The following is a 19,367-nucleotide window of genomic DNA, read 5'->3' on the forward strand; positions in this document are numbered from 1 at the left end:
GGGCCAACCCCTCGGGGTTGGCCCATTCGCTTTGCAGCGGCCGCTTCAGAGCGGCCGGAGCGCCGGTTCCTTCTGTACCGCCCCCAGCAGCCGGTCGAGCGCCAGCTCCACGTCCTCCTTCCAGGAAAGCGTGGTCCGCAGCTCCAACCGCAGCCGGGGATGCACGGGATGCTGCCGCACGGTCTTGAAGCCCACGGCGAGCAGATGCTCGGCGGGCAGCAGACAGGCCGGCTCCTGGTACCGGGCATCGCCGAACGCCTCGATCGCCTTGAAACCGCGCCGCAGCAGATCCTTGGCGACCGTCTGGACCATCACCCGGCCGAGTCCCTGCCCCTGATAGCCGGGCATGATGAAACCAGTGATGAGCTGCACGGCGTCCGGCGAGACCGGGCTCGTGGGGAACGCCGTGGAACGCGGGACATAGGCCGGCGGAGCGTAGAGCACGAAGCCCACCGGAACGTCGTCGACATAGACCACGCGGCCGCAGGAACCCCAGTCGAGCAGTACGGCGGAGATCCAGGATTCCTTCTCCAGCGCGGGCGTCCCCGCTTTTACCGCTGCTTCGCCGCTGACGGGGTCCAGTTCCCAGAAGACACACGAGCGACAGCGCTTGGGAAGGTCCTGAAGGTTGTCCAGCGTGAGCGGTACGAGCCGACGCCCCATGAAGGCTGTTCCTCGCTTCCTTCGCCCGCGGCGTCGCGAGCGGCTGTCAGAGCGCTGCGTTCCCTGAGCAGACTGCCGACGAATCCTACGGTCGCGCCCAGTCCCAGGCCCGCGCCCACCAGTCCGGTGCGGCTCATCGATCGCATGGCCCCCGCCTCCCACTCAGAGGTGCCGCCAGCTGTCGGATGGATGCGCCATACCGAACGCATCGTATCCACACAGCGATTCCATCGATACCGCCTGAAAGCAAAGAGCGGATCGTGTTCCGGTACACACCGGACACGATCCGCTCTCTGAGCGGCCAGGTCTCGACAGAACGCCGACCGGACGGGAAACACCCGGGAAGGTCAGTCCTCGGGCTCCTCCCCGGTGCCCGCGGTGTCGCCGTCCTGGAGCCCGTGGTGGAGGACCGGGCCCTCGCCCGGGGCGAGCGTGCCGAGGATTCGTTCCAGATCCTCCATCGACGCGAACTCGACCGTGATCTTGCCCTTCTTCTGGCCGAGGTCGACCTTCACCCGTGTCTCGAACCGGTCCGAGAGCCGGGTGGCGAGATCGGTCAGCGCCGGCGAGACCCGGGCGCCGGCCCGCGGACCCTTGGCCCGGGTCGTCGTCTGGGGCCGCGAGCCCATCAGGGTCACGATCTCCTCGACGGCCCGCACAGACAGACCCTCGGCGACGATCCGGTGTGCCAGTCGGTCCTGCTCCTCCGAGTCGTCGACGGAGAGCAGCGCGCGGGCGTGCCCGGCCGACAGGACCCCCGCGGCGACCCTGCGCTGAACGGACGGCGACAGCTTCAGGAGCCGCAGCGTGTTGGAGACCTGCGGGCGTGAGCGCCCGATCCGGTCGGCCAGCTGGTCATGCGTGCAGTTGAAGTCCTTCAGCAACTGGTCGTAGGCAGCCGCCTCTTCCAGCGGGTTCAGCTGGGCACGGTGCAGGTTCTCCAACAGCGCGTCCAGCAGGAGCTTCTCGTCGTCCGTCGCCCGGACGATCGCCGGGATCGCCTCCAGGCCGGCCTCACGGCAGGCCCGCCAGCGCCGCTCACCCATGATGAGCTCATAGCGCCCGGGAGCCAGCTGCCGTACGACCACGGGCTGGAGGAGACCGACCTCCTGGATGGAGGTGACCAGCTCCTGAAGGGCGTCCTCGTCGAACACCTCACGCGGCTGACGTGGGTTCGGGGTGATCTCGTCGAGAGGGATCTCCGCGAAGTGGGCACCCATCGGAGGCGCGGGCGTCTCCGGGGCTGTGCCGAAGACCGAGGGCTCCTCGGTCTCCTGCACCACAGGGGGCAGGGTGGTCACCTTGGCGGCCGCGACCCCGCGGTCGGTCAGCGCCGGCGCCGCGGCAGAGGAGGCGGCTGCCCCGCCCTCCATCGCGGTCTGCGCCGGGGTACGTTCGGTCGGGGCGGCAGGGATCAGTGCGCCCAGACCACGGCCCAGGCCAATCCTCCGTCGGTCGCTCACTGCATCCCCTCCACCATGTTCGGGTTGGTCTGTGCGCCGATATGGGCCTGCGTCGGGTCATAGCTGACCCCCACGCCCCTCAGCGCGATCTCTCGTGCCGCCTCAAGATAGGAGAGGGCACCGCTCGATCCAGGATCGTAGGTCAGTACCGTCTGCCCATAGCTCGGCGCCTCGGAGATACGGACCGAGCGGGGAATGCTCGTCCGCAGCACCTCGTCGCCGAAGTGGCTGCGCACCTCGTCCGCGACCTGGGAAGCGAGACGCGTCCGGCCGTCGTACATGGTGAGCAGGATGGTCGACACATGGAGGTCGGGGTTGAGGTGCCCCCGTACCAGGTCGACATTGCGCAGCAGTTGTCCCAGTCCCTCCAACGCGTAGTACTCGCACTGGATCGGGATGAGGACCTCGGCGCCCGCGACGAGCGCGTTGACCGTCAGCAGCCCGAGCGAGGGCGGGCAGTCGATGAGGATGTAGTCCAGCGGCTGCTCGTAGGCCAGGATCGCCCGCTGAAGCCGGCTCTCCCGGGCCACCAGGGACACCAGCTCGATCTCCGCACCGGCGAGATCGATGGTGGCGGGAGCGCAGAAGAGACCCTCGACGTCCACCACCGGCTGGACGACCTCGGCCAGCGGCTTGCTCTCGACCAACACGTCGTAGATGGAAGGAACTTCGGCGTGGTGGTCGATCCCGAGCGCCGTTGAGGCATTGCCCTGAGGGTCGAGGTCGATCACGAGGACGCGACCACCGTGCAGGGCCAGTGACGCGGCAAGGTTGACGGTGGTCGTCGTCTTGCCCACGCCGCCCTTCTGGTTGGCGACCACGATGACTCTGGTCTGCTCCGGACGTGGCAGACCTTCGCCGGCGCGGCCCAGAGCCTCCACCGCGAGTTGGGCAGCACGACCGATGGGAGTGTCGTCCATCGGAGGCGGTGTTTCACGTGAAACATCCGCCCCCAGCGACTCGGTACGGGGACCGGGGACCGGATCGGTCATCGGTCCCGCGATGTTGGCGTCGGACCGCAAGGATTCACTCTCCTCGACTTCAGGCTCGCAATGAACAGAGCCTCCCATGTCTTCGGGGTCATGAACCAGTGAGGCCTGTTGTTCTGTGGAGAAATCCACCTCTGTGGACAACTCCGTGCCCCGTGGGGAGGCCGGAGTGTCACCAGCGGGGCCCCCTCCCAGGGAACCGAGGGGCTTTCGGTCACGCGGTTCGGCCGCAGCGCGGCCCCGGCCGATGATGCCGTGCAACAAGGAACGACGTTTCACGTGAAACACGATGCACAGCCCGCAGGGCCGAAAAGCCGCGACACTCCGTCGTGCGTAGGTTTGGCAGCTTGTGTGGAGTACGCCTCACTGTCATCCGCGTCGGCGGCGGGCACGTCCCGTACGGGCCGCCTTCGCCCGTTTAGCCGCGAAGCGCACACCGCCCGGGCTCTCCCCGACCTCCACCCGGACGACGGTGGACAGCGGGTCCACCACTCCCTCGCCCACCTGGAGGACGGACGTGGAGACCGCACCGAGCTTGGTCAGAGCGGTCGACGCGGCCTTCAGCTCCTCCTCCGCCGTGTCCCCCTTCAGGGCCAGCATCTCGCCGTAGGGACGCAGCAGCGGAATCCCCCAGGCGGCCAACCGGTCCAGCGGCGCCACAGCACGGGCCGTCACCACATGCACCGGCGGCAGCTTGCCCATGACCTCCTCGGCACGGCCACGGACCACGGTCACATGGTCCAGGCCGAGCAGCTCGACGACCTCGGTCAGGAAGTTGGTGCGCCGCAGCAGCGGCTCCAGCAGGGTGATGTTGAGGTCCTCACGGACCAGGGCCAGTGGAATGCCCGGCAGACCGGCACCGGAGCCCACGTCGCACACCGTCACCCCTTCGGGCACGGCCTCCGAGAGCACCGCACAGTTCAGCAGGTGCCGCTCCCACAGGCGGGGTACTTCCCGTGGGCCGATCAGACCACGCTGCACGCCTGCCTCGGCGAGCAGCTCCGCGTAGCGGACCGCATCGGCGAAGCGCTCGCCGAACACTTCCCGCGCCTGTTCCGGCGCCGGGGGGAGCTCCGCAGCCTCCGTCACGGGGACCGTCCTTCCGTACAGCGCCGGTGCTCCGCGCACCGGCCACCAAGAACTACCAGGCTGACAAAGTTCGGCCCCGTCTGCGGACAGACGGGGCCGGTAAAGCGGGGGGACCGATCAGGCGGGCAGCACGACGACGAACCGCTGCGGCTCCTCGCCCTCCGACTCGCTGCGCAGTCCGGCGGTCTTGACCGCGTCGTGCACGACCTTGCGCTCGAACGGGGTCATCGGCTTGAGCTTCACGGGCTCGCCGGTGCTCTTCACCTCGGCGGCGGCCTTGGCACCCAGCTCGGAGAGCTCGGCGCGCTTCTTGGCCCGGTAGCCCGCGATGTCGAGCATCAGCCGGCTGCGGTCACCGGTCTCCCGGTGTACGGCCAGACGGGTCAGCTCCTGGAGCGCCTCCAGCACCTCCCCGTCACGGCCGACCAGCTTTTGCAGGTCGCGGCCGCCCGCGTCGCTGATGATCGACACGGAGGCGCGGTCGGCCTCGACATCCATGTCGATGTCGCCGTCGAGGTCGGCGATGTCCAGCAGACCTTCGAGGTAGTCCGCCGCGATCTCGCCTTCCTGCTCCAGGCGGGTGAGGGTGTCTGCACCCTCGGCAGCGGCGGAGGTGGTGCCTTCCGTCACGGGATGGGCTCCTTCTTACTTCTTGGACGGGGACTTGGGGCGCTGCGGACCGCCCTTGCGCTGACCGGACTGGGCCCTGCTGCGGCCGTTGGACCCGGCCTTCGGGGGCTGCGGGGCGGCCGGCTTGGCGTCCTGCGGCTCGTCGGACTTCTCCAGCGAGGTCGTCTTCTCCGACGCGTCGGACTCATCAGACGTGGAGTCGTCGGCCGCCTTCGGACCACCGGACTGTCGCTGGGCCTTGGACTGGCGCTTGGGCTGCTGACGCTTGGCGGCACCGCTGGTCACGACGCCGTCCTCGGTCTGCGCCAGGGCCTGGGCTTCGCCCTTCATCACGCTGCCGTCGGCCTGGGCCGCGAGACCCGCCTTGGTCAGGGCGTTGATGAACTTGCGCTCGAACTCGTTGCGGTCGCGGCCCTTGGCGACGATGGCCTTGATGATGGTGCGCTCGCTGCGCGAACGGGTCTTGCCGTGGTGCGTGACGTGCTTGGTGAGGCGCTCCAGGTAGGCGGCCTGGGCCTTGGAACCCGGGGTCGGGTTGTTGCGGATGACGTACATCTGCTGGCCCATGGTCCACACGTTGGTGGTCAGCCAGTAGACGAGGACACCGACCGGGAAGTTGATGCCGAAGACGGCGAACATGACCGGGAAGACGTACATCAGCATCTTCTGCTGCTGCATGAACGGCGTCTTGACCGTGGTGTCGACGTTCTTCGTCATCAGCTGGCGCTGCGTGTAGAACTGCGACGCCGACATCAGGACGATCATGATCGCGGTGACGACCCGGACGTCGGTGAGGGAGGCACCGAGCGCCTCCACCTTCGCGGAACCGTCCGTGAACTTCGCGGCGAGCGGTGCCCCGAAGATGTGCGCCTTCTGGGCACTGGCCAGCAAGGACTCGTTGATCACGCCGATGGTCTGGTTCGACGCGATGCCGTTGAGCACGTGGTACAGAGCGAAGAAGAAGGGCGACTGCGCCAGGATGGGAAGGCACGAGGAGAGCGGGTTGGTACCCGACTCCTTGTACAGCTTCATCATCTCTTCGGACTGGCGCTGCTTGTCGTTCTTGTAGCGCTCCTGGATCTTCTTCATCTCGGGCTGGAGCGTCTGCATGGCCCGGGTCGCCTTGATCTGCTTCACGAAGAGCGGGATCAGGCAGATGCGGATCAGGATCACCAGGGACACGATGGACAAGCCCCAGGCCCAGCCCGTGTCAGGACCGAAGATCTTCCCGTACACGGAGTGGAACTGGACGATGACCCATGAGACGGGTGTCGTGATGAAGCTGAAGAGGCTGGCAATCGTGTCCACTAATCATGCTCCTTGGGCATGGGACGAGGTCTCTGCGGCCGGGCTCGAAGGAAGCTCGGTGTGAGGCTCCTCTTCGGTGGCCGAGGCGGCGGAGGGCCCGCCCCTGCGTGCACGCCAGGCGTCACGCAGCATTTCGTGCCACCGCGGGCGCTTGCGCGGCGGAACATGGTCCACACCGCCGAGCGACCACGGGTTGCACCGCAGGATGCGCCAGGCGGTCAGTGCCGTTCCCTTGATCGCACCGTGCCGGTCGATGGCCGTGTAGCCGTAGTGGGAGCACGACGGGTAGTACTTGCACACCGGTCCGAGCAGCGGACTGATCGTCCACTGGTACAGCTTGATCAGAGCCAGCAGCGGGTACTTCATCGCGCGCCCCCTCCCAGCAGCCGCTCGACGGCGGCGTCCAGGTCTCGGGCCAGCTGTGCGTGGTCGGCGTCGCCCGCTCCGGGCAGCGCTCGTACGACTACCAGGCTACCGGGGGGAAAAAGGGCGACTCGGTCACGCATCAGATGGCGAAGTCTGCGCTTCACTGTGTTGCGCACGACCGCACCACCCACAGCCTTGCTCACGACGAAACCCGCACGCGTCGGGGGAGCGCTCTCCCCAGGCGCGTGCGGGTCCGTGGCACCGCTACGAAAGTGGACGACGAGGGACGGGCGACCAGCCCGGCGCCCCCGTCGTACTGCGGTCGCGAAGTCCTCGCGCCGCCTCAGCCGATGCTCGGTAGGCAGCACGACGTCATGACCTGATCGGATCAGGCGGACAGGCTGGCGCGACCCTTTGCACGACGGTTCGCGAGAATCGCGCGGCCGGCACGGGTGCGCATCCGCAGGCGGAAGCCGTGGGTCTTGGCGCGACGACGGTTGTTCGGCTGGAAGGTGCGCTTGCTCACTCGGGGGCTCCAGAAATCAAATCGGTGTGGCGGGTGCCGTCCTGGCTGTCACCGTGCGCCCACGAGTAGCTCGTATCACGCCCGAGTGCACCGCTTCCCGATCACCTTCAGCGATCTGTGCCCATCGGAGGCAGGCGGCAGCAGCCATCGACAACTCGACCTGGTTACGGTACGCGGGGCTACGCCATTCGGTCAAACCAGCAGTGACGGAGAGACACTATCCACAGGCTGGGGACAACAACTTGAACCGCAGCCGCCACGCTGACTACCGTGGCTGAACTCCGATTCGTTCCTTTATCCCCGCCCGACCTGATTTTCATCCCTACCCGTCCTCGAACCACACGTTCGTGGGACCTGTGAGAGAGCGTGCCCTGTGGCTGACGTACCTGCCGATCTTGCCGCAGTGTGGCCACGAGTACTGGAGCAGCTCCTCGGTGAGGGCCGCGGTCAGGGTGTGGAGACGAAGGACGAGCACTGGATCCGGCGCTGCCAGCCGCTCGCGCTGGTCGCGGACACCGCCCTGCTCGCCGTACCGAACGAATTCGCGAAGAACGTACTGGAAGGCCGTCTCGCGCCGATCGTCAGCGAGAGCCTGAGCCGGGAGTGCGGCCGCCCGATCCGGATCGCGATCACCGTGGACGAGTCCGCGGGTGAGCCCCCGGCCCCGCCGGCGCCTCCCCTCCAGACACAGCGCTACGAGGAGCCCGAGCTTCCGTCGGCACCGCAGTACGACGGCGGGTACGGCCGGCACCGCGCCGAGCACCGGCCCGAGCCCCTCCCCGACCAGGGTGGCCGCGACGGCGGCCGGGACGCCGGACGCGACCAGCTGCCGACCGCCCGTCCGGCCTACCCCTCCGAGTACCAGCGTCCCGAACCCGGCGCCTGGCCGCGCCCCGCACAGGACGAGTACAGCTGGCAGCAGCCGCGGCTCGGCTTCCCCGAGCGCGACCCCTATGCCTCACCGGCCCAGGACTCCTACCGCTCGGACGGCTACGGCGACTCGTACGCCCAGGAGTACCGCCCGCAGCAGCCGATGGACCGGCCGTCGTACGAGAAGCAGCGCGCCGAGTACGAACCGCCCAGGCCCGAGTACGACCGTCCCGAATACGAGCGTCCCGAGTACGACCGCCCGGACTACGAGCGCGGTGACTACGACCGGTCGGACTACGAGCGCCCCGACTACGACCAGCGGGACACCGGGCGCCGTGAGCCGTCCGGCCCGTCGGGCGGACCGGTCCAGGGCCACCGCGGCGGCACCGGGCGCCCGGACCTGCCGGCAGGCGGCGGCGCGCCCGGCCCGCTGGGTGCCAAGCCCGCACCGGCCACGGGCCCCGGCGAGCCGACCGCCCGGCTGAACCCCAAGTACCTCTTCGACACGTTCGTCATCGGCGCGTCCAACCGCTTCGCCCACGCGGCCGCGGTCGCCGTCGCCGAGGCGCCCGCGAAGGCGTACAACCCGCTCTTCATCTACGGGGAGTCGGGGCTCGGCAAGACGCACCTGCTGCACGCGATCGGGCACTACGCGCGCAGCCTCTACCCCGGCACGCGTGTGCGGTACGTGAGCTCGGAGGAGTTCACCAACGAGTTCATCAACTCGATCCGCGACGGCAAGGGCGACAGCTTCCGCAAGCGCTACCGCGAGATGGACATCCTGCTCGTCGACGACATCCAGTTCCTCGCGGACAAGGAGTCGACGCAGGAGGAGTTCTTCCACACCTTCAACACGCTCCACAACGCGAACAAGCAGATCGTGCTGTCCAGCGACCGGCCGCCCAAGCAGCTGGTGACCCTGGAGGACCGGCTGCGGAACCGTTTCGAGTGGGGTCTGATCACCGACGTGCAGCCGCCGGAGCTGGAGACGCGGATCGCGATCCTCCGCAAGAAGGCGGTGCAGGAGCAGCTGAACGCCCCGCCGGAGGTACTGGAGTTCATCGCCTCCCGCATCTCCCGCAACATCCGTGAACTCGAGGGCGCGCTGATCCGGGTGACGGCGTTCGCGTCGCTCAACCGGCAGCCGGTCGACCTCGGGCTGACGGAGATCGTCCTCAAGGACCTGATCCCGGGCGGTCAGGACACCACGCCCGAGATCACCGCGACGGCCATCATGGCGTCGACCGCCGACTACTTCGGCCTCACCGTCGAGGATCTGTGCGGCAGCTCGCGGGGCCGGCAGCTGGTCACGGCACGGCAGATCGCCATGTACCTGTGCCGGGAGCTGACGGATCTGTCACTGCCGAAGATCGGGGCGCAGTTCGGCAACCGCGACCACACGACCGTGATGCACGCCGACCGGAAGATCCGGGCGCTCATGGCGGAGCGGCGGTCGATCTACAACCAGGTGACCGAGCTGACCAACCGCATCAAGAACGGGTAGCCGGTCCGGCGTAGCCGGCGGTTCCACGGCACTCAGGGCGCCCTTGGGAGAGATCCCGGGGCGCCCTTTTGGCGTCCTGGGGTGGTGCCGAGGCGTGGTCCGCTGCGGGTCCGTGGGGGCTTGTCGCGCAGTTCCCCGCACCCCTGACGGGGCGCGGGGACTGAACGGGGCCGCAGGCAAACGCCCCCGCTGTTCGATTACTGGCCTGGTTACGGCCGTCCTCCACAGATTTGCTGACTTTCTTGCGTCCACACCCTGGGGACTGTGAAGTTGTCCCGAACGTCGTCCACAGGCTGGCGGCCTAGAGAGCATCGGGGCAGCTCAGGGGGCTGTGGAATCGTGGACGACGGATCTCCACAGCTTGTGGACGACAAAAGCTTCCACAGGCTGTGCATGAAGTTGTCCACCGGTAGCCCACAGGCTGAGGGGCGGTTGTCCCCAGCATCCGCCCCCTTCTCCACACCTCTGTCCACTGTTCGGCAACGTGACGCGCCCGCTCACCGGGTCGAGTGAAAGGCGTCACATGAAGGTGCCGGATTGGCCTGTGGGAAAGCTGAGCAAAGCTGGGGACGACGCTGGGGAGAAGTCCCCGCGTCCTGTGCACGGTGTGTGCAGAACTTTCTGTTCTCCACAGAGACGGCAAGTTGTCCACCGGTGTCACCCACAGGGGCAGTGGACAAAATCTCGGCCCTGAGCTGGGCAAACGAGGTTATCCACGGTATCCACAGCCCCTACTACTACTGACAACTAGAGAGAGCTCGGAATCCGTTTCGAAGAGGGCCCTGTGCACAACTCGCTCTTCGGCCGCCGACCGCGCCTCGTCACGACTTGACCCCGAGAGGCACCAGCTGTCAGTGCGGTGCGTCAGACTGGTCCCCGGTGTTCTTCCCCTCCCCGGGGCCAGCGACACCGGGACAGACGACGAAGACGCAGCAGGGCGAGAAGCCCCGGCAACAGCAGGAGGCGGGCTTACGGTGAAGATCCGGGTGGAACGCGACGTACTCGCGGAGGCAGTCGCCTGGGCGGCACGCAGCCTCCCGGCCCGTCCGCCGGCGCCGGTCCTCGCGGGCCTGCTCCTGAAGGCCGAGGACGGCCAGCTGAGCCTGTCCAGCTTCGACTACGAGGTCTCCGCGCGGGTCAGCGTCGAGACCGAGGTCGACGAGGAGGGCACGGTCCTGGTCTCCGGCCGGCTGCTCGCCGACATCTGCCGTGCGCTCCCCAACCGGCCGGTGGAGATTTCCACAGACGGTGTACGGGCCACGGTGGTCTGTGGATCCTCGCGGTTCACGCTGCACACGCTGCCGGTGGAGGAGTACCCCTCGCTGCCGCAGATGCCGAACGCCACGGGCACGGTCCCCGGCGAGGTCTTCGCCTCCGCCGTCTCCCAGGTGGCCATCGCCGCCGGCCGTGACGACACGCTGCCCGTGCTCACCGGTGTGCGCATCGAGATCGAGGGCGACACGGTCACCCTGGCCTCCACCGACCGCTACCGCTTCGCGGTCCGTGAGTTCCTGTGGAAGCCGGAGAACCCGGAGGCCTCCGCGGTCGCCCTGGTGCCCGCCAAGACGCTCCTGGACACCGCCAAGGCCCTCACGAGCGGCGACAGCGTCATCCTGGCCCTGTCCGGCTCGGGTGCGGGCGAGGGCCTGATCGGTTTCGAGGGCGCCGGCCGTCGTACGACCACGCGGCTGCTCGAGGGCGACCTGCCGAAGTACCGCACGCTCTTCCCGACCGAGTTCAACTCCGTCGCCGTGATCGAGACCGCCCCCTTCGTGGAGGCCGTCAAGCGCGTCGCCCTGGTCGCCGAGCGGAACACCCCGGTGCGGCTCAGCTTCGAGCAGGGGGTGCTGATCCTGGAGGCCGGTTCCAGCGACGACGCACAGGCTGTGGAAAGGGTGGACGCCCAGCTGGACGGCGACGACATCTCGATCGCCTTCAACCCGACGTTCCTGCTCGACGGCCTGAGCGCGATCGACTCTCCGGTCGCCCAGCTGTCGTTCACGACGTCCACGAAGCCCGCGCTGCTCAGCGGCAAGCCGGCGCTGGACGCCGAGGCGGACGAGGCCTACAAGTACCTGATCATGCCGGTGCGACTCAGCGGCTGAGTTGTCCACAGCTGTGCACGGTGCCGGGTGCCCCCTGTGGGTACCCGGCACCGTGGCGTGGTGGGTCACCCCAGGTGAGCGCCTATGCCCACAACTGTGCGCAAAGGGCCGGGATTAGGCTCGGGCCCGGCACGAAAGTGCCTCTCCTGCCACACCGCAACCTAAGGAACCAACTGATGGAGCTCGGTCTCGTCGGCCTCGGCAAGATGGGCGGCAACATGCGCGAGCGGATCCGCCGCGCGGGCCACACCGTCGTCGGATACGACCGCAACCCGGACCTCGCCGACGTCCACAGCCTGGAAGAGCTTGTGGGCAAGCTCAGCGGGCCCCGCGTGGTGTGGGTGATGGTCCCGGCCGGGGCGCCGACCCAGTCCACCGTGGACGAGCTGGCCGCGCTCCTGGAGCCCGGTGACGTGGTCGTCGACGGCGGCAACTCCCGCTGGACGGACGACGAGCGGCACGCCGAGGAGCTGGCGGCCAAGGGCATCGGCTTCGTGGACTGCGGGGTCTCCGGCGGTGTCTGGGGCCTGGAGAACGGCTACGCGCTGATGTACGGCGGCGACGCCGAGCACGTCGAGAAGGTCCGGCCGGTCTTCGACGCGCTGAAGCCGGAGGGCGACTTCGGCTCGGTACACGCCGGCAAGGTGGGCGCGGGCCACTTCGCGAAGATGGTCCACAACGGCATCGAGTACGCGATGATGCAGGCCTACGCTGAGGGCTGGGAGCTGCTGGAGAAGGTGGACTCCGTCACGGACGTGCGCGAGGTCTTCCGCTCCTGGCAGGAGGGCACGGTCATCCGTTCCTGGCTGCTCGACCTCGCGGTCAACGCCCTCGACGAGGACGAGCACCTGGACCGGCTGAAGGGCTTCGCGCAGGACTCCGGCGAGGGCCGGTGGACGGTGGAGGCCGCGATAGACAACGCGGTGCCGCTGCCCGCGATCACCGCCTCGCTGTTCGCGCGGTTCGCGTCCCGCCAGGAGGACTCGCCGCAGATGAAGATGATCGCCGCGCTGCGCAACCAGTTCGGCGGCCACGCCGTAGAGGCGAAGTAGAGAAGAAGTAGCAGGTCACGGGGAGGTCGGCGAAACACCCATGCACGTCACGCATCTGTCGCTGGCCGACTTCCGCTCCTACGCCCGGGTCGAGGTCCCGCTCGACCCGGGCGTCACCGCCTTCGTCGGCCCCAACGGCCAGGGCAAGACCAACCTGGTCGAGGCCGTCGGATATCTCGCCACCCTCGGCAGTCACCGGGTGGCCACCGACGCCCCCCTGATCCGCATGGGTGCCGAGCGCGCGATCATCCGGGCGCAGGTCAGGCAGGGCGACCGGCAGCAGCTGGTCGAACTGGAGCTGAACCCGGGCAAGTCCAACCGCGCCCGCATCAACAGGTCCTCGCAGGTCAAGCCCCGGGACGTGCTGGGCATCGTGAGGACCGTGCTGTTCGCGCCCGAGGACCTCGCGCTGGTCAAGGGCGACCCCGGCGAGCGCCGCCGTTTCCTCGACGAGCTGATCACGGCCCGCTCCCCGCGAATGGCCGGGGTGCGGTCGGACTACGAGCGGGTCCTCAAGCAGCGGAACACCCTGCTGAAGTCGGCGGCGCTGGCCCGGCGGCACGGCGGGCGTTCCATGGACCTGTCCACGCTCGACGTGTGGGACCAGCATCTCGCGCGGGCCGGCGCCGAGCTGCTGGCGCAGCGGCTGGACCTGATCGCGGCGATCCAGCCGCTCGCCGACAAGGCGTACGAGCAGCTGGCGCCCGGGGGCGGCCCGGTGGCGCTGGAGTACAAGCCGTCGGCGCCCGGTGAGGCGCACGCGCGCGAGGACCTGTACGCCCAGCTGATGGCGGCCCTCGCGGACGCCCGCAAGCAGGAGATCGAGCGGGGGGTGACCCTGGTCGGTCCGCACCGCGACGACCTGGTCCTCAAGCTGGGGCAGCTGCCCGCGAAGGGCTACGCCTCGCACGGTGAGTCCTGGTCGTACGCGCTGGCGCTGCGCCTCGCGTCGTACGACCTGCTGCGCGCCGAGGGCAACGAGCCGGTGCTGGTGCTCGACGACGTGTTCGCCGAGCTGGACGCCAGGCGCCGGGAGCGGCTGGCCGAGCTGGTCGCGCCCGGCGAGCAGGTGCTGGTGACGGCCGCGGTGGACGACGACGTGCCGCACCTGCTCTCCGGTGCGCGGTACTCGGTGGCCGACGGGACGGTGGAGCGGGTATGAGCACCGACGGGCCCGCTTCCGGAGACCGGCAGGAGCCGTCCGGCGTCGACCTGGCGCGGGTGGCGCTCAGGGCGGCGAAGGAGGCGGCACGCGCGCGTGGCGACGCGGCGCAGCAGAAGAAGCAGGCGCGGCGCGGTGGTCTGCGCTCCGGCGCGCGCGCCGACGGCCGTGACCCCATGGCGCTCGGATCCGCCATCAACCGGTTGATCACCGAGCGGGGCTGGGAGACGCCGGCGGCGGTCGGCGGTGTGATGGGCCGCTGGCCGGAGATCGTCGGTGAGGACCTGGCCAAGCACTGTGTGCCCCAGCGGTACGACGAGGACGAGCGCGTGCTGGTGGTGCAGTGCGACTCGACGGCCTGGGCGACCCAGCTGCGTCATCTCGCGCCCGCGTTGGTCGCACGGTTGAACGAGGATCTGGGGCACGGCACGGTCCGCCTGATCAAGGTGCTGAACCCGGGTGGTCCGGTGCGCCGCTACGGCCCGCTGCGGGCCCCCGGGAGCACCGGGCCCGGCGATACCTACGGGTGACTTGCGTCACGCCCACAGCCGGGTGCGGTGCCGTCGTACGGCCCTCCCGGCCGATGGTCGTACAACCGCACGCGGTTGCGAATCGCGACCTGACCCCGGAGTAGTCAAGGGTTGACAGCCGGAAGCGCTGGGTGCCTCCGTGAGCCCCTTGGAGCCCCCATCCGTATATCGGGAGTCGGTGGAGGCGGGTTCAGGGCGGCACATGCGGACTCAGGTACCGGCAAACCCCCATCACTGTCGGCGCTACCGGTAGACTGGGAGACAATCCCGCCCCGAACCTGGGGACCGTCCGGGAAAAGCTGAGCAACGCTGATCAAGGCTTACCAACGCAACATGCCGCAGCCGCTCCGGCAGCCCTCCCCCAAGGGGGTATCCCCAGGAGCCCGGCTCGTGCTGTGCCAGTGCCAGAAAGGGCGCTTCGTGGCCGATTCCGGCAACCCCAACGAGAACATCCCGTCCACCGACGCCGGCGCCAACGGTGAGGTCACCGCCTCCTACGACGCCAGCGCCATCACCGTCCTCGAAGGGCTGGACGCGGTCCGCAAGCGACCCGGTATGTACATCGGCTCCACCGGCGAGCGCGGTCTGCACCACCTCGTCTACGAGGTCGTGGACAACTCCGTCGACGAGGCTCTGGCGGGCCACGCGGACACCATCGACGTGACGATCCTGGCCGACGGCGGCGTGCGCGTCGTCGACAACGGCCGTGGCATCCCGGTCGGCATCGTGGCGTCCGAGGGCAAGCCGGCCGTCGAGGTCGTGCTGACCGTGCTGCACGCGGGCGGCAAGTTCGGCGGCGGCGGCTATGCGGTCTCCGGTGGTCTGCACGGCGTCGGTGTCTCCGTCGTGAACGCCCTGTCGTCCCGGGTCTCGGTCGAGATCCGCACGGACGGCCACCGCTGGACGCAGGACTACAAGCTGGGCGTCCCGACGGCTCCGCTGGCGCAGCACGAGGAGACCGGCGAGACCGGCACCTCGGTCACGTTCTGGGCGGACCCGGACATCTTCGAGACCACCGAGTACTCCTTCGAGACGCTGTCGCGGCGCTTCCAGGAGATGGCGTTCCTCAACAAGGGCCTGACCATCCGGCTCACCGACGAGCGTGAGTCGGCGAAGGCCGTGGCCGGCGCGGACGAGGCCGGCGCGGACGAGAAGTCCGAGGTCAAGACGGTCACCTACCACTACGAGGGCGGCATCGTCGACTTCGTGAAGTACCTCAACTCCCGCAAGGGGGACGTGGTGCACCAGACGGTGATCGACCTGGAGGCCGAGGACAAGGACAAGAGCCTGTCCCTCGAGGTCGCCATGCAGTGGAACAGCGGCTACAGCGAGGGTGTGTACTCGTTCGCCAACATCATCCACACGCATGAGGGCGGTACCCACGAGGAGGGCTTCCGCGCCGCGCTGACCTCGCTGATCAACAAGTACGCGCGCGACAAGAAGCTGCTCCGTGAGAAGGACGACAACCTCACCGGTGACGACATCCGCGAGGGCCTGACCGCGATCATCTCGGTCAAGCTGAGCGAGCCGCAGTTCGAGGGTCAGACGAAGACCAAGCTGGGCAACACGGAGGCCAAGACCTTCGTGCAGAAGGCGGTCTACGAGCACCTGAACGACTGGCTGGACCGCAACCCGGTGGAGGCCGCGGACATCGTCCGCAAGGGCATCCAGGCGGCCACCGCGCGCGTGGCGGCCCGCAAGGCGCGCGACCTGACCCGTCGCAAGGGTCTGCTGGAGAGCGCGTCGCTGCCGGGCAAGCTCTCCGACTGCCAGTCGAACGACCCCACCAAGTGCGAGATCTTCATCGTCGAGGGTGACTCCGCCGGCGGCTCGGCCAAGTCCGGCCGCAACCCGCAGTACCAGGCGATCCTCCCGATCCGGGGCAAGATCCTCAACGTCGAGAAGGCGCGGATCGACAAGATCCTTCAGAACCAGGAGATCCAGGCGCTGATCTCCGCGTTCGGCACCGGTGTGCACGAGGACTTCGACATCTCGAAGCTCCGCTATCACAAGATCATCCTGATGGCGGACGCCGACGTCGACGGCCAGCACATCAACACCCTGCTGCTGACCTTCCTGTTCCGCTTCATGCGGCCGCTGGTCGAGGCCGGCCACGTGTTCCTGTCCCGCCCTCCGCTGTACAAGATCAAGTGGGGTCGGGACGAGGTCGAGTACGCGTACTCGGACCGCGAGCGCGACGCCCTCCTGGAGCTGGGCCGGCAGCGCGGCAAGCGGGTTCGTGAGGACTCCATCCAGCGCTTCAAGGGTCTCGGCGAGATGAACGCCGAGGAGCTGCGCGTGACCACCATGGACGTCGACCACCGCGTCCTCGGCCAGGTCACCCTCGACGACGCCGCCCAGGCCGACGACCTGTTCTCGGTCCTGATGGGCGAGGACGTCGAGGCCCGCCGCCAGTTCATCCAGCGCAACGCCAAGGACGTCCGCTTCCTCGACATCTGAGTCGGTCTCAGCTGACCGCACCAGGAAGGATCTTCACCAGCAATGGCCGACGAGAACACTCCTGTCACCCCTGAAGAGGGCGGCGACGTCGTGATGCGGATCGAGCCCGTCGGGCTCGAGACGGAGATGCAGCGCTCGTACCTCGACTACGCGATGTCCGTCATCGTCTCCCGCGCCCTGCCCGACGTCCGGGACGGTCTCAAGCCCGTCCACCGGCGCGTGCTGTACGCGATGTACGACGGCGGCTACCGGCCCGAGCGCGGCTTCTACAAGTGCGCCCGTGTCGTCGGCGACGTCATGGGCAACTACCACCCGCACGGCGACTCCTCCATCTACGACGCCCTGGTCCGCCTGGCGCAGCCGTGGTCGATGCGGATGCCGCTGGTCGACTCCAACGGCAACTTCGGTTCCCCGGGCAACGACCCGGCGGCCGCCATGCGGTACACCGAGTGCAAGATGGCGCCGCTGTCGATGGAGATGGTCCGCGACATCGACGAGGAGACCGTCGACTTCACGGACAACTACGACGGCCGCTCCCAGGAGCCGACCGTCCTGCCGTCCCGGTTCCCGAACCTGCTGATCAACGGCTCCGCCGGTATCGCGGTCGGCATGGCCACCAACATCCCGCCGCACAACCTGCGCGAGGTCGCGGCGGGCGCCCAGTGGTACCTGGAGAACCCGGAGGCCTCCCACGAGGAGCTGCTCGACGCGCTGATCGAGCGCATCAAGGGTCCGGACTTCCCGACCGGCGCGCTGGTCGTCGGCCGCAAGGGCATCGAGGAGGCGTACCGCACCGGCCGTGGCTCGATCACCATGCGGGCGGTCGTCGAGGTCGAGGAGATCCAGAACCGCCAGTGCCTGGTGGTCACGGAGCTGCCGTACCAGGTGAACCCCGACAACCTCGCGCAGAAGATCGCCGACCTGGTGAAGGACGGCAAGGTCGGCGGTATCGCGGACGTCCGTGACGAGACCTCGTCGCGGACGGGCCAGCGTCTGGTCATCGTGCTGAAGCGGGACGCGGTCGCCAAGGTCGTCCTGAACAACCTGTACAAGCACACCGACCTCCAGACCAACTTCGGCGCCAACATGCTGGCCCTGGTCGACGGCGTGCCGCGCACCCTCTCGCTGGACGCGTTCATCCGGCACTGGGTGACGCACCAGATCGAGGTCATCGTCCGCCGGACGCGTTTCCGGCTGCGCAAGGCCGAGGAGCGGGCGCACATCCTGCGCGGTCTGCTCAAGGCGCTGGACGCGATCGACGAGGTCATCGCGCTGATCCGGGCCAGCGACACGGTCGAGATCGCGCGCACGGGCCTGATGGAGCTCCTGGAGATCGACGAGATCCAGGCGAACGCCATCCTCGAGATGCAGCTGCGCCGGCTGGCCGCCCTGGAGCGCCAGAAGATCATCCAGGAGCACGACGAACTCCAGGCGAAGATCACCGAGTACAACGCGATCCTTGCCTCGCCGGTGCGCCAGCGCGGCATCGTCAGCGCCGAGCTCGCCGCGATCGTGGAGAAGTTCGGCGACGACCGCAAGACCATGCTGGTGCCCTACGACGGTGACATGTCCATCGAGGACCTGATCGCCGAGGAGGACATCGTCGTCACGGTCTCGCGCGGCGGGTACGTCAAGCGCACCAAGACCGTCGACTACCGGGCGCAGAAGCGCGGCGGCAAGGGCGTGCGCGGCACGAAGCTGAAGGAAGACGACATCGTCGACCACTTCTTCGTCTCGACCACGCACCACTGGCTGCTGTTCTTCACCAACAAGGGCCGGGTGTACCGGGCGAAGGCCTACGAGCTGCCGGACGCCGGCCGGGACGCGCGCGGTCAGCACGTGGCGAACCTGCTGGCCTTCCAGCCGGACGAGGCGATCGCCGAGATCCTCGCGATCCGCGACTACGACGCGGCGGACTACCTGGTGCTCGCCACCAAGGCCGGTCTGGTCAAGAAGACGCCTCTGAAGGATTACGATTCGCCCCGCTCAGGCGGTGTGATCGCGATCAACCTGCGGGAGCGCGAGGACGGTTCCGATGACGAACTGATCGGTGCCGAACTGGTCTCGGCAGACGATGATCTGCTTCTGATCAGCAAGAAGGCGCAGTCGATCCGGTTCACCGCCTCCGACGACACGCTGCGTCCCATGGGCCGGGCCACCTCCGGTGTCAAGGGCATGAGTTTCCGCGCGGACGATGAACTTCTGTCGATGAATGTTGTTCGACCCGGTACGTTCGTGTTCACTGCCACCGACGGGGGGTACGCGAAGCGGACCCGCGTCGACGAGTACCGCGTCCAGGGCCGCGGCGGCCTCGGCATCAAGGCCGCCAAGATCGTGGAGGACCGCGGTTCGCTGGTCGGCGCGCTGATCGTCGAGGAGAACGACGAGATCCTCGCCATCACCCTGTCCGGCGGTGTGATTCGTACGCGAGTCAGCGGGGTCAGGGAGACGGGCCGTGACACCATGGGCGTCCAACTGATCAACCTGGGCAAGCGCGATGCCGTCGTCGGTATCGCACGTAACGCCGAGGCCGGCAGCGAGGCGGAGGAAGTCGACGGCGTGGACGCCGTGGACGAGTCCGCCGAGGGTGTCGCGACCAGCGGCACGGACGAGGGTGAGGCGCCCTCGGCCGAGTAGGCACGAGGAGTGA

The 19,367-nt window shown here is 68.4% G+C and carries 16 protein-coding genes; 7 read left to right on the forward strand and 9 right to left on the reverse strand.

The window, feature by feature from the left end:
* Positions 1-45: 45 nt before the first annotated feature.
* The 9 genes from AAW13_RS18720 to rpmH form a co-directional block, all read right to left on the reverse strand.
* A complete protein-coding gene (locus tag AAW13_RS18720; RefSeq protein ID WP_046727608.1) occupies positions 46-663 on the reverse strand; it encodes a GNAT family N-acetyltransferase in 618 nt (205 codons plus the stop codon).
* Positions 664-1,010: 347 nt separating this feature from the next.
* The gene (locus AAW13_RS18725) at positions 1,011-2,126 is read right to left on the reverse strand and encodes a ParB/RepB/Spo0J family partition protein (RefSeq protein ID WP_046727609.1); all 1,116 of its coding nucleotides are present in this window, start codon (positions 2,124-2,126) and stop codon (positions 1,011-1,013) included.
* Positions 2,123-3,196, reverse strand: coding sequence for an AAA family ATPase (locus AAW13_RS18730; RefSeq protein ID WP_079178859.1), 1,074 nt, complete (start codon positions 3,194-3,196; stop codon positions 2,123-2,125). The genes AAW13_RS18725 and AAW13_RS18730 overlap by 4 nt, the downstream gene beginning before the upstream one ends.
* 288 nt (positions 3,197-3,484) lie before the next feature.
* A complete protein-coding gene (gene rsmG / locus AAW13_RS18735) occupies positions 3,485-4,204 on the reverse strand; it encodes a 16S rRNA (guanine(527)-N(7))-methyltransferase RsmG (protein ID WP_046727611.1) in 720 nt (239 codons plus the stop codon).
* Between the two features lie 117 nt (positions 4,205-4,321).
* On the reverse strand, positions 4,322-4,834 hold the full coding sequence (locus AAW13_RS18740) for a Jag family protein (RefSeq protein ID WP_046727612.1): 513 nt from the start codon (positions 4,832-4,834) through the stop codon (positions 4,322-4,324).
* 15 nt (positions 4,835-4,849) lie between these two features.
* The gene (gene yidC, locus AAW13_RS18745) at positions 4,850-6,142 is read right to left on the reverse strand and encodes a membrane protein insertase YidC (protein WP_046727613.1); all 1,293 of its coding nucleotides are present in this window, start codon (positions 6,140-6,142) and stop codon (positions 4,850-4,852) included.
* A 3-nt stretch (positions 6,143-6,145) separates the two neighbouring features.
* A complete protein-coding gene (gene yidD / locus AAW13_RS18750) occupies positions 6,146-6,508 on the reverse strand; it encodes a membrane protein insertion efficiency factor YidD (protein WP_046727614.1) in 363 nt (120 codons plus the stop codon).
* Complete coding sequence (gene rnpA, locus AAW13_RS18755; RefSeq protein WP_071659599.1) at positions 6,505-6,876, reverse strand: ribonuclease P protein component; 372 nt, start codon at positions 6,874-6,876, stop codon at positions 6,505-6,507. Before rnpA ends, yidD begins: the two co-directional genes overlap by 4 nt.
* Positions 6,877-6,896: 20 nt before the next feature.
* The gene (gene rpmH / locus AAW13_RS18760; protein WP_015659252.1) at positions 6,897-7,034 is read right to left on the reverse strand and encodes a 50S ribosomal protein L34; all 138 of its coding nucleotides are present in this window, start codon (positions 7,032-7,034) and stop codon (positions 6,897-6,899) included.
* Between the two features lie 373 nt (positions 7,035-7,407).
* Here rpmH and dnaA point away from each other — a divergent pair, with 373 nt between their 5' ends.
* The 7 genes from dnaA (at position 7,408) to gyrA (ending at position 19,354) form a co-directional block, all read left to right on the forward strand.
* On the forward strand, positions 7,408-9,408 hold the full coding sequence (dnaA, locus tag AAW13_RS18765) for a chromosomal replication initiator protein DnaA (RefSeq protein WP_071659600.1): 2,001 nt from the start codon (positions 7,408-7,410) through the stop codon (positions 9,406-9,408).
* Positions 9,409-10,382: 974 nt separating this feature from the next.
* A complete protein-coding gene (dnaN, locus tag AAW13_RS18775) occupies positions 10,383-11,513 on the forward strand; it encodes a DNA polymerase III subunit beta (RefSeq protein WP_046727617.1) in 1,131 nt (376 codons plus the stop codon).
* A gap of 176 nt (positions 11,514-11,689) precedes the next feature.
* On the forward strand, positions 11,690-12,565 hold the full coding sequence (gene gnd, locus AAW13_RS18780; RefSeq protein WP_046727618.1) for a phosphogluconate dehydrogenase (NAD(+)-dependent, decarboxylating): 876 nt from the start codon (positions 11,690-11,692) through the stop codon (positions 12,563-12,565).
* A gap of 40 nt (positions 12,566-12,605) precedes the next feature.
* Positions 12,606-13,727: a DNA replication/repair protein RecF gene (gene recF / locus AAW13_RS18785; protein WP_046727619.1), complete on the forward strand. Its 1,122-nt coding sequence runs from the start codon at positions 12,606-12,608 to the stop codon at positions 13,725-13,727.
* Positions 13,724-14,257, forward strand: a complete 534-nt coding sequence (locus AAW13_RS18790) for a DciA family protein (RefSeq protein ID WP_046727620.1) — start codon at positions 13,724-13,726, stop codon at positions 14,255-14,257. The genes recF and AAW13_RS18790 overlap by 4 nt, the downstream gene beginning before the upstream one ends.
* Before the next feature lie 420 nt (positions 14,258-14,677).
* Positions 14,678-16,717, forward strand: a complete 2,040-nt coding sequence (gyrB, locus tag AAW13_RS18795) for a DNA topoisomerase (ATP-hydrolyzing) subunit B (RefSeq protein WP_046727729.1) — start codon at positions 14,678-14,680, stop codon at positions 16,715-16,717.
* Positions 16,718-16,759: 42 nt separating this feature from the next.
* Complete coding sequence (gene gyrA / locus AAW13_RS18800; protein WP_046727621.1) at positions 16,760-19,354, forward strand: DNA gyrase subunit A; 2,595 nt, start codon at positions 16,760-16,762, stop codon at positions 19,352-19,354.
* Positions 19,355-19,367 lie beyond the last annotated feature (13 nt).

The organism is Streptomyces humi (genome assembly GCF_001005085.2).
Classification (GTDB): domain Bacteria; phylum Actinomycetota; class Actinomycetes; order Streptomycetales; family Streptomycetaceae; genus Streptomyces; species Streptomyces humi.